The sequence below is a fragment of the Marinobacter sp. F3R11 genome (assembly GCF_003318275.1).
Classification (GTDB): domain Bacteria; phylum Pseudomonadota; class Gammaproteobacteria; order Pseudomonadales; family Oleiphilaceae; genus Marinobacter.
In genome coordinates this window covers 1-15,628 of the sequence record NZ_QOCH01000005.1, presented here as the reverse complement: position 1 = coordinate 15,628, position 15,628 = coordinate 1, and the positions used below count along the sequence as shown (strand labels likewise).

At 52.1% G+C, this 15,628-nt stretch carries 12 protein-coding genes and 1 tRNA gene; all 13 read right to left on the bottom strand.

Annotated elements, in window-relative coordinates; all coding sequences use genetic code 11:
* Positions 1 to 242, bottom strand: a 242-nt coding sequence (locus DS878_RS02665) for a GTP-binding protein (protein ID WP_261977565.1), incomplete at its 3' end; no start/stop codon positions are given.
* Between the two features lie 35 nt (positions 243 to 277).
* Entirely contained in the window at positions 278 to 2,383 is a 2,106-nt protein-coding gene (gene fusA, locus DS878_RS02660) for an elongation factor G (RefSeq protein ID WP_113814411.1), read from the bottom strand.
* A gap of 18 nt (positions 2,384 to 2,401) precedes the next feature.
* Positions 2,402 to 2,872: a 30S ribosomal protein S7 gene (gene rpsG, locus DS878_RS02655; RefSeq protein WP_113814410.1), complete on the bottom strand. Its 471-nt coding sequence runs from the start codon at positions 2,870 to 2,872 to the stop codon at positions 2,402 to 2,404.
* A 115-nt stretch (positions 2,873 to 2,987) separates the two neighbouring features.
* Positions 2,988 to 3,362, bottom strand: coding sequence for a 30S ribosomal protein S12 (gene rpsL / locus DS878_RS02650; protein WP_072799863.1), 375 nt, complete (start codon positions 3,360 to 3,362; stop codon positions 2,988 to 2,990).
* Positions 3,363 to 3,524: 162 nt separating this feature from the next.
* Positions 3,525 to 7,739, bottom strand: a complete 4,215-nt coding sequence (rpoC, locus tag DS878_RS02645; protein ID WP_113814409.1) for a DNA-directed RNA polymerase subunit beta' — start codon at positions 7,737 to 7,739, stop codon at positions 3,525 to 3,527.
* 76 nt (positions 7,740 to 7,815) lie between these two features.
* A complete protein-coding gene (rpoB, locus tag DS878_RS02640; RefSeq protein ID WP_113814412.1) occupies positions 7,816 to 11,892 on the bottom strand; it encodes a DNA-directed RNA polymerase subunit beta in 4,077 nt (1,358 codons plus the stop codon).
* Positions 11,893 to 12,134: 242 nt separating this feature from the next.
* Positions 12,135 to 12,509 carry a 50S ribosomal protein L7/L12 gene (gene rplL / locus DS878_RS02635; RefSeq protein ID WP_113814408.1) on the bottom strand — a complete coding sequence of 125 codons (375 nt, stop codon included), beginning with the start codon at positions 12,507 to 12,509 and terminating at the stop codon, positions 12,135 to 12,137.
* 39 nt (positions 12,510 to 12,548) lie between these two features.
* Positions 12,549 to 13,079, bottom strand: coding sequence for a 50S ribosomal protein L10 (rplJ, locus tag DS878_RS02630; RefSeq protein WP_113814407.1), 531 nt, complete (start codon positions 13,077 to 13,079; stop codon positions 12,549 to 12,551).
* 234 nt (positions 13,080 to 13,313) lie between these two features.
* Positions 13,314 to 14,012, bottom strand: coding sequence for a 50S ribosomal protein L1 (rplA, locus tag DS878_RS02625; RefSeq protein ID WP_113814406.1), 699 nt, complete (start codon positions 14,010 to 14,012; stop codon positions 13,314 to 13,316).
* Between the two features lies 1 nt (position 14,013).
* Positions 14,014 to 14,445: a 50S ribosomal protein L11 gene (rplK, locus tag DS878_RS02620; RefSeq protein ID WP_113814405.1), complete on the bottom strand. Its 432-nt coding sequence runs from the start codon at positions 14,443 to 14,445 to the stop codon at positions 14,014 to 14,016.
* A gap of 103 nt (positions 14,446 to 14,548) precedes the next feature.
* On the bottom strand, positions 14,549 to 15,082 hold the full coding sequence (gene nusG / locus DS878_RS02615) for a transcription termination/antitermination protein NusG (RefSeq protein ID WP_113814404.1): 534 nt from the start codon (positions 15,080 to 15,082) through the stop codon (positions 14,549 to 14,551).
* A gap of 12 nt (positions 15,083 to 15,094) precedes the next feature.
* Complete coding sequence (gene secE / locus DS878_RS02610) at positions 15,095 to 15,463, bottom strand: preprotein translocase subunit SecE (protein WP_113814403.1); 369 nt, start codon at positions 15,461 to 15,463, stop codon at positions 15,095 to 15,097.
* A 33-nt stretch (positions 15,464 to 15,496) separates the two neighbouring features.
* Positions 15,497 to 15,572 (bottom strand) — tRNA-Trp (locus DS878_RS02605).
* Between the last annotated feature and the right edge of the window lie 56 nt (positions 15,573 to 15,628).

The following is a 15,628-nucleotide window of genomic DNA, read 5'->3' as shown; positions in this document are numbered from 1 at the left end:
ACGTGTGCGTAGTGACGAATCGGGGAATCGTACTCAACGTGTGAAGTCGCGATGGTTATACCACGCGCACGCTCTTCCGGTGCGTTATCGATCTGATCGAATGCGCTCGCAGAACCCGTACCCCAGACTTCGTGACATACACGAGTCAGAGCAGCGGTCAGAGTCGTCTTACCATGGTCTACGTGACCAATCGTGCCCACGTTCAGGTGCGGCTTGTTACGCTCAAATTTAGATTTAGACACAGTTACACCTCTTCCTGTTACTTAAGTCCTGGGTATCAACCCTTTTTAATAATTGCTTCGGCAATATTGCTTGGCGCTTCGGCGTACCGCGAAAATTCCATCGCATAAGATGCACGCCCCTGAGTTGCAGAGCGCAGATCAGTCGCATAACCAAACATTTCTGACAACGGAACTTCGGCACGAACAATCTTGCCCGCAACACCGTCATCCATACCCTGAATCAAGCCACGACGACGATTCAAATCGCCAACCACGTCACCCATATAATCTTCAGGGGTTACAACCTCAACCTTCATCATCGGCTCAAGCAGAGCCGGGTTCGCTTCCAGAGCACCTTTCTTCATGGCCATGGAACCCGCGACCTTGAACGCCATTTCGTTGGAGTCCACGTCGTGATAAGAACCGTCGTACAAGGTTGCCTTGATACCCAGCAGCGGATAACCGGCCAAGCAGCCGTTCTGCATCTGCTCCAAGATACCCTGCTGAACTGCCGGAATGTATTCCTTCGGAACAGCACCACCTACAATTTCGTTAACGAAAATGAAGTTTTCCGCATCTTCTTCGTCCAGAGGCAGCGGATCAATTCTGACCTTAACGTGACCATACTGACCACGACCACCAGACTGACGAACAAACTTGCCTTCGACATCCACGGACTTACGAATACATTCGCGATAGGCGACCTGAGGCTTACCGATGTTTGCCTCAACCTTGAACTCACGACGCATACGGTCAACGAGAATATCCAGGTGAAGCTCACCCATACCGGAAATGATTGTCTGACCGCTTTCTTCGTCGGTACGCACACGGAACGAAGGATCTTCCTGGGCAAGCTTGCCCAGCGCAACACCCATCTTCTCCTGGTCCGCTTTCGACTTCGGCTCAACCGCAACCGATATAACCGGCTCAGGAAACTCCATACGCTCTAGGATGATCTTGTGGTTTTCGTCGCACAAGGTGTCACCCGTAGTGACGCTCTTCAAGCCGATGGCAGCAGCGATATCACCAGCCAGAACTTCCTTGATTTCTTCCCGGTCATTGGCATGCATCTGAACCATACGGCCCACACGCTCTTTCTTGCCCTTAACCGAGTTATAAACGGCGCTACCAGACTCGAGCGTACCCGAGTAAACACGGAAGAAGGTCAGTGAACCCACAAAAGGATCCGTAGCGATCTTGAATGCCAATGCAGCAAAGGGCGCATTGTCATCAACCGGACGAGTCTCTTCTGTTCCGTCTTCGTCTACTTCACCACGGATGGCTTTTACTTCATCCGGAGCTGGCAAGTATTCGATAACAGCATCAAGAACAGCCTGAACACCTTTGTTCTTGAAGGCGGAACCACATGTCGCAAGGACTATCTCGTTGGAGATAGTGCGCGTACGCAAGCCCTTCTTGATCTCTTCAACGGTGAGCTCGCCACCCTCGAGATACTTATCCATGTATTCTTCGCTGGCCTCGGCAGCAGCCTCGATCAACTGCTCCCGATACTTGGCAACTTCGTCTGCCATATCGGCTGGAATATCACCCAACTCGTAGGTCATACCCATGTCATCGTTGTTCCAGTAGATTGCCTTCATACGAAGCAGATCCACGACGCCTTCAAAATTATCTTCAGCACCGATTGGTAACTGCAACGGAACAGGTGTCGCACCCAGACGGGTTTTGATCTGCTCAACTACACGAAGGAAATCAGCGCCGGCACGGTCCATTTTATTAACGAACACCATGCGCGGAACTTCATACTTATTAGCCTGACGCCACACAGTCTCAGACTGCGGCTCAACACCAGACGAACCGCAGAATACAACCACGGCACCATCAAGTACCCGCAACGAACGCTCAACTTCAATTGTGAAGTCAACGTGTCCCGGGGTATCAATTACGTTGATACGATGCTCGTCAAACTGCTTGTCCATACCCTGCCAGAAGGTGGTAACAGCAGCGGAGGTAATGGTAATACCACGCTCCTGCTCTTGCTCCATCCAGTCAGTAGTAGACGCGCCATCATGGGTTTCACCCATCTTATGGCTACGACCGGTATAATAAAGAATACGCTCGGTCGTTGTGGTCTTGCCCGCATCAACGTGCGCACAGATACCAATGTTTCTGTAACGTTTAATCGGAGTTTTGCGTGCCACTGTATAAACCTCGGCTGATTAGAAACGGAAGTGGGAGAACGCCTTGTTGGCTTCTGCCATGCGGTGTACGTCTTCACGCTTCTTAACAGCGGAGCCTTTGCTGTCAGCGGCGTCAAGAATTTCACCAGCCAGACGCTGCGCCATGGATTTCTCGCCGCGCTTCCGTGAAAACTCTACGAGCCAGCGCATAGCCAGCGCATTCTGACGGGAAGGCCGGACTTCTACAGGCACCTGGTAAGTAGCACCACCTACACGACGGGACTTAACCTCAACCATCGGCTGGATGTTTTCCAGGGCCTTTTCGAACATCTCGATCGGCTCTTCATTGGATTTTTCGGCTACGATTGTCAGAGCACCATAAACAATACGCTCTGCAACTGACTTCTTACCGCTTTCCATCACGTGGTTGATGAATTTGGCAAGACGCGCACTACCGAATTTCGGATCCGGGATAATTTCCCGCTTAGCTGCAACTCTTCTTCTAGGCATCGATAAGCCCTTATCTAATTAAAAGGTCTTCAGGAACCCCTGAGATAGCCACAGGCTACTCAGCCTTACTCTTATCGTCCTGACCAGCAACGATAAAAGACACCCGCTCGGGACATCAGGACTTGGGACGTTTTGTACCGTACTTGGAGCGACCCTGCCGACGGCTCTGTACACCCTGGGTGTCCAGTGTTCCGCGAACAGTGTGATAGCGCACACCCGGAAGGTCTTTTACTCGACCGCCACGGATAAGCACAACACTGTGCTCCTGAAGGTTGTGACCTTCACCACCAATGTATGAGGAAACCTCGAAGCCGTTAGTCAGACGAACACGGCACACTTTACGCAGTGCTGAGTTCGGCTTCTTCGGCGTAGTGGTATACACACGAGTGCAAACACCACGACGCTGTGGGCACGCCTGAAGAGCAGGAACATCGCTCTTGGCTACCTTGCGTTTACGAGGCTTACGCACCAACTGATTAATCGTTGCCATGTAAGCAAACTCCAAAAAACCATATCAATGAAACTTACCCCCAATAAAGGGGGTAAAATTTAAGGGACGCAAGTTTAAGCCCGCACCCCCCGACAGTCAAGATGACTGATCTCTTTTTAACCACCTCAGCATAAGTAACTACACGGAGGTGGTCCGCCTGACTCAACTCCCGCGGTTGAGTTCTGCGCTCAGAGCTTCTTCAACATCCGCAGCAGTCACGCCCTGCTCTTCCAGTTCGCGCTTGCGCCGACGTTCGGCATGATAAGCCAGACCGGTTCCCGCAGGAATCAGGCGGCCAACCACGACGTTTTCTTTCAGGCCGCGCAAATAGTCACGCTTACCTGTTACAGCGCCTTCCGTGAGTACCCGGGTGGTTTCCTGGAATGAAGCCGCAGAAATGAACGACTCAGTGGCCAGGGAAGCCTTGGTGATACCCAGCAGCAAACGCTCGAACCGCGCTGGCTCTTTGTCTGCTGCGATCGCTGCTTCGTTTTCCTCAAGGACCTTATTGATTTCCACAGAATCGCCGGATATCAACTGGGTATCGCCAGGATCGGTAATTTCAACTTTGCGCAACATCTGACGCACAATAACCTCAATGTGCTTATCATTGATGACAACGCCCTGCAGACGATAAACGTCCTGGATCTCGTTGGTGATATACCTGGCCAGCTCAACCACACCCAACAACCGCAGGATATCGTGCGGATTGGATGGGCCGTCGGAGATTACCTCACCCTTCTCAACCGTCTCGCCTTCGAATACGTTCATCTGGCGATGTTTCGGAATCAGGACCTCATAAGGGTCTCCATCCTTCGGCGTGATTACCAGGCGTTTCTTGCCTTTGGTTTCCTTGCCGAAAGAGATCATGCCGCTGATCTCTGCCAGGATTGACGACTCTTTAGGCCGACGGGCTTCGAACAGATCGGCAACTCTTGGCAGACCACCTGTAATATCACGAGTTTTGGAACTTGCCTGCGGGATACGGGCAACCACATCACCAAGCTCGATGCGCGCGCCATTGGCCATAGTCACCAAAGCGTTCGCCGGCATGAAGAAGATCGCCGCGCCACCACCTGGCAATTCAACATCGTTTCCGGACTCATCAACCATCTGGATTGCCGGGCGAATGTCTTTACCAGCTGCCGGGCGTTCCTTCGGATCAATAATTTCCATAGTTGAAAGGCCAGTAAGCTCGTCAGTCTGGGTACGTACGGTAATACCCTGATCCATATTGACGAACTTGGCTGTTCCTTCGGCTTCCGCGATGATCGGGTGAGTGTGCGGATCCCACTTGGCTACCACAACACCGGCTTCGACATTGTCGCCGTGCTTCACAGAAAGCACTGCACCATATGGAAGCTTGTACCACTCACGCTCACGCCCTTGGTCGTCTGCAATAGCCAGAGCAGAAGAGCGGGATATCACCACCAGAGAACCATCTTTCTTCTCGAGTGACTTCAGGTTATGCAGACGTACGGTGCCGCCGTGCTTGACCTGAATATTATCAACTGCGGATGCCCGGCTCGCCGCACCACCAATGTGGAACGTACGCATTGTGAGCTGGGTTCCCGGCTCACCAATGGACTGGGCAGCAATAACACCAACAGCCTCACCAACGTTTACAAGGTGACCGCGGGCAAGATCACGACCATAGCACTTGGCACAAATACCATGACGGGTCTCACAGGTGATTGCGGAACGGACCCATACTTCGTCCACACCTGCAGCCTCGAGGGCTTCAACCATTTTTTCATCCAGCAGAGTACCTGCAGGAACAACGGCATTTTCTTTATCGATTGGCGTAAACGCATCGCGGGCAGTCACACGACCAAGTACACGATCACCCAGAGGAACAACCACGTCGCCGCCTTCGATGTGCGGCGTCATGAGCAGACCTTCTTCGGTACCGCAATCCTCTTCGGTAACAACCAGATCCTGGGACACATCGACCAGACGACGAGTCAGATAACCGGAGTTAGCTGTTTTCAATGCCGTATCCGCAAGACCCTTACGTGCACCGTGAGTCGAGATAAAGTACTGAAGTACGTTCAGGCCTTCACGGAAGTTGGCTGTGATCGGCGTCTCGATGATAGAGCCATCCGGCTTGGCCATCAGGCCACGCATACCCGCCAACTGACGAATCTGGGCAGCAGAACCCCGTGCGCCTGAGTCAGCCATCATATAGACGGAGTTGAACGACTCCTGCATAAGGTCTTCGCCATCTTCACCTTTAACCGGCTTGCCATCTGCGCCGAGAACCTTTTCCTTGGCCAGACGCTCCATCATGGCCTTGGAAACCTTGTCATTGGCCCGTGACCAGATGTCGATTACCTTGTTGTATTTCTCACCCTGGGTTAGCAGGCCTGAGGCATACTGGGTTTCAATATCTTTCACTTCCTGGGAGGCTGCATCCACCAAGGCGTATTTTTCCGGAGGAATCTCAAAGTCATTGAAACCGATTGAGATACCGGAAACCGTGGCGTATTGGTAACCCATGTACATGAGCTGATCGGCGAAAATAACCGTTTCTTTCAGCCCGGCATCACGGTAGCAGATATTGATAAGGCTAGAGATCGCCTTCTTGACCATGGGCTTGTTGACCAGGTCGTATGAAAGACCATCCGGAACTATATCAAACAGCAGTGCACGGCCGACCGTGGTGTCAACGATCTTGTACTCTTCAGTGCGCTCACCGTTTTCCAGAATGGCTACTTCCTTGACACGCACCTTGACGATGGCCTGCAGATCTACCTTACCAGCGCCGTATGCACGATGAGCTTCTTTGATATCAGCAAACACCATGCCTTCGCCGGGCGCATTTTTGCGCTCCCGAGTCATGTAATAGAGGCCAAGTACCACGTCCTGAGACGGCACAATAATCGGCTCACCATTGGCTGGTGACAGAATATTGTTGGTAGACATCATCAGGGCACGAGCTTCAAGCTGGGCTTCCAGAGTCAGGGGTACGTGTACCGCCATCTGGTCACCGTCGAAGTCGGCGTTGTAGGCCGCACAGACCAACGGGTGCAGCTGGATCGCCTTACCTTCGATCAATACAGGCTCAAAAGCCTGAATACCAAGACGGTGCAATGTGGGCGCCCGGTTAAGCATGATCGGGTGCTGGCGAATAACCTCGTCCAGGATGTCCCAGACCACACCTTCTTCACGCTCAACCATTTTCTTGGCGGCTTTGATGGTGGTAGCCAGGCCACGATGCTCAAGCTTGGAGAAAATGAACGGCTTGAACAACTCAAGCGCCATCTTCTTGGGCAGACCGCATTGATGCAGACGCAGGTAGGGACCGACCACGATAACGGAACGACCGGAGTAGTCTACACGTTTACCCAGGAGGTTCTGACGGAAACGGCCCTGCTTACCCTTGATCATGTCTGCCAGAGACTTCAACGGCCGCTTGTTGGTGCCAGTGATAGCACGGCCACGACGACCGTTATCCAACAGCGCATCCACTGCTTCCTGCAGCATCCGCTTCTCGTTACGTACAATAATGTCTGGAGCATTCAACTCCAGCAGGCGCTTGAGACGGTTGTTCCGGTTGATAACCCTGCGATAGAGATCGTTGAGATCCGATGTGGCAAAACGGCCACCATCCAGAGGAACCAGCGGACGCAGATCCGGCGGAAGAACCGGCAACACGGTCATGACCATATCGCCCGGCTTGTTACCGGAATACAGGAAAGCCTCAAGAATTTTCAGCCGCTTGCTGAACTTCTTGATCTTGGTTTCGGAGTTGGTTTGCGGAATTTCTTCACGCAACATATCAACCTGCTCCTGCAGATCAATATCTTCGAGCAACTGCTTCACAGCCTCGGCACCCATACGGGCATCGAACTCGTCACCGAACTCTTCAAGGGCTTCGTAATACTGCTCATCGTTCAGCAGCTGACCGCGCTCCAGCGTGGTCATTCCCGGATCGATCACAATAAACGATTCAAAATACAAAACACGCTCAATATCGCGCAGCGTCATGTCCAGCATCAGACCGATACGGGACGGCAGCGACTTCAGGAACCATATATGAGCGACCGGGCTGGCCAGCTCAATATGTCCCATGCGCTCACGACGCACGCTTGCCAGTGCAACTTCAACGCCACACTTTTCGCAGATAACACCGCGGTGTTTGAGGCGCTTATATTTGCCGCACAGGCACTCGTAGTCCTTGATCGGGCCGAAGATTTTGGCGCAGAAAAGGCCGTCACGCTCAGGCTTGAACGTACGGTAGTTAATAGTCTCAGGCTTCTTAACTTCACCAAAGGACCAGGAACGGATCATGTCGGGTGATGCCAAACCAATACGGATGGCATCAAATTCCTTGCTTTGGTTCTGGCTCTTGAGAAGATTCAGCAAATCTTTCATCAGTAAAAGCTCCGGATGGCGTTAATCTCGGGCGGGCACCTCAGGTGCCCGCTCACGCTGCCAAAAACAATTCGGCTCACTCAGATTCCAGCTCGATGTCGATACCCAACGAACGGATTTCCTTGACAAGAACATTGAAGGACTCCGGCATGCCGGGCTCCATCCGATGATCACCATCGACAATGTTCTTATACATCTTAGTCCGGCCGTTCACGTCATCAGACTTAACGGTGAGCATTTCCTGCAGCGTATAAGCCGCACCGTAAGCCTCCAGGGCCCACACTTCCATCTCACCAAAGCGCTGACCACCGAACTGGGCCTTACCACCCAGCGGCTGCTGAGTAACCAGACTGTACGAACCGGTCGAACGGGCGTGCATCTTGTCATCGATCAAGTGGTTCAACTTGAGGATATACATATACCCAACCGTCACAGGACGATCGAAAGCTTCTCCGGTACGGCCATCGTACAGCTTGGTCTGTCCGGTTGTGCTCAGCCCTGCCAATTCCAGCATGTGTTTGACCTCGGCCTCTTTGGCTCCGTCAAACACCGGCGTGGCCATAGGAACGCCGCTACGCAGGTTGTGGCACATTTCCTGAATTTCCTGATCACTCAGGGAATCCAGATCTACCTTGAACACTTCATCCGAGTGGTTGTAGATCTCATCAAGCAGCTTGCGCAGCTCCGCAATTTTGCGTTGCTCGTCAAGCATTTTGCCGATGCGCTCACCAAGTCCCTTGGCAGCAGCACCCAGATGGGTTTCAAGCACCTGACCTACGTTCATCCGCGAAGGAACACCCAGTGGGTTCAGAACAATGTCGACAGTACGGCCATCTACGTCATACGGCATGTCCTCTATCGGCATAACTGCCGAGATAACACCTTTGTTACCGTGACGCCCAGCCATTTTGTCACCAGGCTGAATCCTGCGCTTGATGGCAAGATATACCTTAACAATCTTCAGAACGCCCGGTGCAAGATCATCGCCCTGCTGCAGTTTGCCTTTCTTGTCATCGAAGCGCGCTTCGTGTTCTTTCTTACGCTCTTCCAGACCCTGCTCGGATTTTTCCAGAAGCTCATTAAGGCTCTCATCCTGCATACGGAGCTTGAACCAGTCCGGACGAGGCAGTTCTGCCAGATAAGCCTCATCAAGGCTCGCGCCTTTTTTCAGGCCCGGGCCACTGATGACAGGCTGACCTTTCAACGCATTCAGAAGACGTTCAAAAGTTGCACCTTCAACAATACGATACTCGTCCTTCAGATCTTTGCGATACTGATCCAGCTGTTCTTTTTCAATTGCCTTGGCACGCTGATCTTTCTCGATACCATCTCGGGTAAAGACCTGCACGTCAATTACGGTTCCGCGGGTACCAGTGGGCACGCGGGAAGACGTGTCTTTAACATCAGAGGCCTTCTCGCCGAAGATTGCCCTCAGCAGCTTTTCTTCCGGAGTCAGCTGGGTTTCACCTTTTGGCGTTACCTTACCAACCAGAATATCGCCAGGGCCTACTTCAGCGCCGATATAAACAATACCGGACTCATCCAGCTTGGCCAGCGCGCTCTCACCAACGTTTGGAATATCCGCTGTGATCTCTTCGCTGCCGAGTTTCGTATCCCGGGCCACACAGGTCAGTTCCTGAATGTGGATAGTGGTCAGGCGATCTTCCTGAACAACCTTCTCGGAAATAAGGATGGAATCCTCAAAGTTGTAACCGTTCCAGGGCATGAATGCGATACGCATATTCTGACCCAGAGCCAGCTCACCGAGGTCCACAGAAGGACCGTCTGCCAACACGTCACCGCGGGCAATGGCATCACCCTGGCGCACAATGGAGCGCTGGTTGATACAGGTGTTCTGGTTCGAGCGGGTGTACTTGGTGAGGTTGTAGATATCCACACCGGCATCACCTGCCTCGGTTTCTTCGTTATTCACGCGAACAACAATACGTGCCGCATCAACGCTTTCAATCACACCGCCGCGACGGGCAGTTACACAGACGCCGGAATCCTGCGCTACTGTGCGCTCAACACCAGTACCTACCAAAGGCACCTGGGAACGCAGGGTCGGAACCGCCTGACGCTGCATGTTTGCACCCATAAGGGCGCGGTTAGCATCATCGTGTTCCAGGAACGGAATCAGCGAGGCAGCAACGGACACCACCTGACGCGGCGACACATCCATGAAGTTAACGCTTTCAGGAGGCATGACCGTTGTTTCGTTCTGATGACGAACAGTAACCAGCTCGTCCATCAGACGCTTGTCATCGTCCATCGCGGCACTGGCCTGAGCGATAACGTAGGTGCTTTCTTCGATTGCTGACAAATAAACCAGCTCATCGGTTACGACGCCATCAACCACTTTTCTGTACGGGCTTTCAAGGAAGCCGTATGAGTTGGCTCGCGCGTATGTGGCCAGCGAGTTGATCAGGCCGATGTTCGGTCCTTCCGGCGTCTCGATCGGGCAGACACGACCGTAATGCGTCGGGTGAACGTCACGAACCTCAAAGCCCGCACGCTCACGGGTCAGACCGCCAGGCCCAAGGGCCGAAATACGACGTTTGTGAGTAACCTCGGACAGCGGGTTGTTCTGGTCCATGAACTGGGACAGCTGGCTCGAACCAAAGAATTCTTTAACCGCAGCAGCGACCGGCTTGGCATTGATCAGGTCCTGAGGCATCAGGCCTTCACTTTCTGCCAGACTCAGACGCTCACGAACGGCGCGCTCTACACGAACCAGACCCACGCGGAACTGGTTTTCAGCCATTTCACCAACACAACGCACACGCCGGTTACCCAGGTTGTCGATATCATCGACAGTACCCTGTCCGTTACGGATATCGATCAGGGTCTTCAGAACATCAATAATATCTTCGTGAGTAAGCGTACCCTCACCCGTACTTTCTTCCCGACGCAGTCGGCGGTTAAGCTTCATCCGGCCAACAGCAGACAGGTCGTAGCGCTCTGCCGAGAAGAACAGGTTATTAAACAGGTTTTCTGCTGAATCCTTGGTAGGTGGCTCTCCCGGACGCATCATCCGGTAAATTTCAACCAGGGCCTCGAGCGGTGTACGGGTAGGATCAATCCGCAAAGTGTCCGACATGAACGGACCACAATCCAGATCATTGGTATAAAGAGTTTCAATCTCTTTGACACCTGCATCCAGAATCTTGGCAACAACCTCTTCGCTAAGCTCAGTGTTGCACTCAACCAGAACTTCTCCAGTTGCCTGGTCGATCATATCTTTGGCCAGAACCCGGCCATACAGATATTCAACAGGTACCTCGAGCTCATTGATGCCGGCTTTTTCAAGCTGCTTGATGTGACGAGCAGTGATCCTTCGACCTTCCTCAACAATCAGCTTGCCATCGTTATCTTTGATATCGAAGGTTGCAATATCACCACGAAGACGACTTGGCACCAGTTCCAGCTTGCAGGTCTCTGCCCCCAGCGTGAACTTACTGGTTTCAAAGAACATCTCCAGCATTTGCTCGGAGGTATAGCCAAGCGCACGCAAAAGAATCGAAGCAGGCAATTTGCGTCGACGGTCGATCCGGACAAAAACGGAATCTTTCGGGTCGAACTCGAAATCGAGCCACGAACCACGGTAAGGAATCACCCGGGCAGAATACAACAGCTTGCCGGATGAATGGGTCTTACCTTTATCATGGTCAAAGAACACACCGGGAGAGCGGTGGAGCTGGGAAACAATAACGCGCTCAGTACCGTTAATAACAAAGGTACCATTCTCGGTCATCAGGGGCATTTCGCCCATGTAGACTTCCTGCTCTTTGATGTCCTTGATCGCCTTGTTGGACGATTCCCTATCATAAATGATAAGGCGGACTTTAACTCTCAGCGGGGCCGCATAAGTCACGCCCCTAAGCTGGCATTCCTTGACGTCAAATACGGGCTCACCAATACGGTAGCTCACGTATTCGAGCGCAGCATTGCCAGAGTAGCTGGCAATCGGGAATACGGATTTGAATGCTGCGTGAAGACCGGTTTCCCGACGGTCTCCAGGTGCGGCTTCCATTTGCAGGAAGTCCCGGAATGAATCCAGCTGAATAGACAGCAAATAGGGGACATCCATCACGGAAGGCAATTTACTAAAATCTTTGCGAATCCGCTTTTTCTCAGTATAGGAGTAAGTCATCTGCATTCCCCAGCTTTAGACCTGATACCTGGTATCAAGAAGCAACCAATGTTTTGCTTCGGGGCCGAATTGCTCGGCTTATCGCGCCGTCCTGAACAAAGACTCCGGTAGTCATTCACAGACCTGATATCAACCTGCAAGTGCACACCAGACTCTATAGCACATACAACAGAAAAAGGCCGGTGGCACAAAGCCACCAGCCTGTCTACGCTTGAAGCGTAGTTTCGATCAACAGCCGACTCTTACTTAAGCTCAACAGAAGCGCCTGCTTCCTCAAGCTTGGTCTTGGCCGCTTCAGCGTCGTCTTTGCTCGCACCTTCTTTAATAGTCGTTGGCGCGCCATCAACCATTTCTTTAGCTTCTTTCAGACCCAGGCCGGTCAGTTCACGAACAGCCTTGATAACGTTAACTTTCTTCTCACCGACACCGGTCAGAACAACGTCAAATTCAGTCTTTTCTTCGGCAGAAGCAGCTTCGCCAGCGGCTGCAGGAGCAGCAGCAACAGCGGCAGCGGCAGATACGCCAAACTTCTCTTCCATTGCTTCAACCAGCGCAACAACGTCCATTACGCTCATTTCTGCAATTGCGTTCAAAATGTCTTCTTTAGACAGAGCCATGACTTTCTCCAAAAAATATAAAAATGGTGTTCAACAGAATCAAGCAGCTTCTTGCTTCTGGTCGCGAACTGCCGCTACAGCGCGGGTCACTTTCGAAGGAACTTCGTTCAGTGTCCGTGCGAGCTTGGTGATTGGTGCCTGTGTTACAGCAGCCAGCATCGTCAACGCTTGGTGACGTGTTGGCAGCTTGGCAAGACGATCGATCTGGTCTGCGCCCATCAGCTCACCGCCGACTGCCAGTCCTTTAATCTCGAATGCGTCCTTCTCTTTTGCAAAATCCTTCAGCAGGCGTGCTGCCGCTCCCGGATCTTCCATTGAGAATGCCAAAATCGTCGGGCCAACCAGAGCTTCATCGATGCACTCAAACTCTGTACCGCGAATCGCAATTTTCGCAAGATTGTTACGAACAACCCTGAGATGCACATTCTCAGCACGAGCTTTGGCACGAAGAGCCGTCATATCACCAGAGGTGACACCACGATAGTCAGCCAGAACCACAGACAGAGCACCACCGGCAGTCTCGTTGACTTCAGCGACGATCGCTTTCTTGTCTTCGAGTCTAATTGCCACTGGATTTCTCCTCGATTTCGCCGGGGGTATTCCCGGCAAACCCATCATTACCCTGGAAGCGACTACAACCTGCTTCCTGAGGGCGCCTTAACGGTGTTTGGGTTCAGAGAGAACGTCTTCACACCGTCTGCGCAGGCGTTGCTTTAACCCTTCCAGTCCAAAGACTTCAGGGGCCTGCGGTCTTTGACAGCCTTGGCTACAGCCCAGACTACAAAGTAACTACCGATCAAGAGATCAGATATCCAGACCGCTTTGATCGATAGTCAGACCAGGACCCATAGTGGAAGAAAGTGTGATCTTCTTGAGATACACGCCTTTCGCCGCAGATGGCTTGGCCTTTTTCAGATCTGCAATCAGAGTTTCAAGGTTTTCCTTGATATTCTGCGCAGAGAATTCAACGTTACCCAATGGAGAATGGATAATACCGTTCTTGTCAGTGCGGTAGCGCACCTGACCAGCTTTGGCATTTTTAACTGCAGTCTCAACATCAGGAGTAACAGTGCCCACTTTAGGGTTAGGCATCAGGCCACGAGGCCCGAGGATCTGACCCAACTGACCAACAACGCGCATGGCATCCGGAGTGGCAATAACCACATCGAAGTCCATATTGCCTTTCTTGACCTCATCAGCAAGATCGTCCATACCAACAACGTCAGCACCGGCGGCAGTCGCTTTCTCGGCGTTTGCACCCTGGGTGAACACTGCAACACGAACGGTTTTTCCTGTGCCGTGCGGCAGAACTGTGCTGCTACGAACAACCTGATCCGATTTACGTGCATCGACGCCCAGATTAATCGCTACATCAATTGATTCTTTAAACTTCACACTCTGGCCCAATTCGACCAACAGTGACACCGCTTCATCAACAGAGTAAGAGCGAGTGGAATCTGTCTTTTCAAGAATAAGCTTCTGACGCTTGCTTAGCTTGGACATGTTACACGCCCTCCACGGTAAGGCCCATGCTGCGGGCAGTTCCAGCGATGGTACGAACCGCTGCGTCCATATCAGCAGCAGTCAGATCCGGCTCTTTAGCTTTGGCAATTTCTTCAAGCTGCTCACGAGTCACCTTACCAACTTTTTCGGTATTCGGACGTCCTGAACCGCTCTTGATGCCAGCAGCCTTTTTCAGAAGAACAGGTGCAGGCGGAGTCTTGGTAATAAAGGTAAAGCTGCGGTCACTGTATACAGTGATAACCGTCGGGATCGGCAGACCGGCTTCCATATCCTGGGTCTGAGCGTTAAACGCTTTACAAAACTCCATGATATTAACACCGCGCTGACCCAGGGCAGGACCAACAGGGGGACTCGGGTTGGCCTTACCGGCAGCAACCTGAAGCTTGATATACGCTTCTATCTTTTTAGCCATGATAATACTCCTATGGGTTCAAACGCTTTTTACAGCTCCCCGTTTCAGACACAAAAAGCCCGCGACGCCTGGGCGCGCGAGCATTCTGGTTAAAAGTCACCAATCAGTCTTTTTCGACCTGTCCAAACTCCAGCTCTACAGGAGTTGAGCGACCGAAAATCAGAACAGCAACCTTGACCCGACTCTTCTCGTAGTCAACTTCTTCTACTACACCATTGAAATCCGCAAACGGACCTTCAACAACGCGAACAACTTCGCCCGGCTCAAACAGAGTCTTAGGCTTGGGCTTGTCTACACCACTCTCTACGCGACGCAAAATAGCTTCCGCCTCGCGCTCAGTGATTGGCGCAGGCTTATCTTTGGTCCCGCCGATAAAACCGAGCACCCGAGGTGTGTTTTTCACAAGGTGCCAGGTAGCATCGTCCATTTCCATTTGGACAAGCACGTATCCAGGATAAAATTTGCGCTCACTTTTGCGCTTCTTCCCATCACGCATCTCGACAACTTCTTCGGTAGGAACCAGGATTTCACCAAACCTGTCTTCCATACCTTCCAGCGCGATGCGCTCAGTTAGAGTGCGCATTACGTGCTTTTCGAAGCCAGAATACGCATGAACCACGTACCAGCGCTTAGCCATTGCCCACTCCTGTTAGCCGATAAATCCGGCGACCAGCAAACTGATTATCGAATCCATACCCCACAACAACAGAGACACAACCAGCACAAAAACTACAACAATAACTGTAGTCTGAACCAGTTCTGGCCTGGTGGGCCATACCACTTTCCGGATCTCAACGCGAGCCTCTTTAAGCAACGTCGCAAAACGCCGCCCACGCGCAGTCTGCAACGCAACAAAAACCGCCACGATTGCAAGACCAACAAGAGCCAGAACCCGATACAGCAAGGATTCGGCGCTGAAATACTGATTACCTACCACACCGACGGCAATCAGCAAAAAAACAACCAGCCACTTCACTACGTCGAAACGACTGTTTGACTGAACGGCTTTTGACTCCATGGGAATCAACTTATGTATCCGGATGTTAAAAAATGGCAGGCCAGGAGGGAATCGAACCCCCAACCTGCGGTTTTGGAGACCGCTGCTCTGCCAATTGAGCTACTGGCCTGCACCGAAACTACTCAGTGCACTTTCAATCGAGCGTTTTACTCGATAATCTTCGCT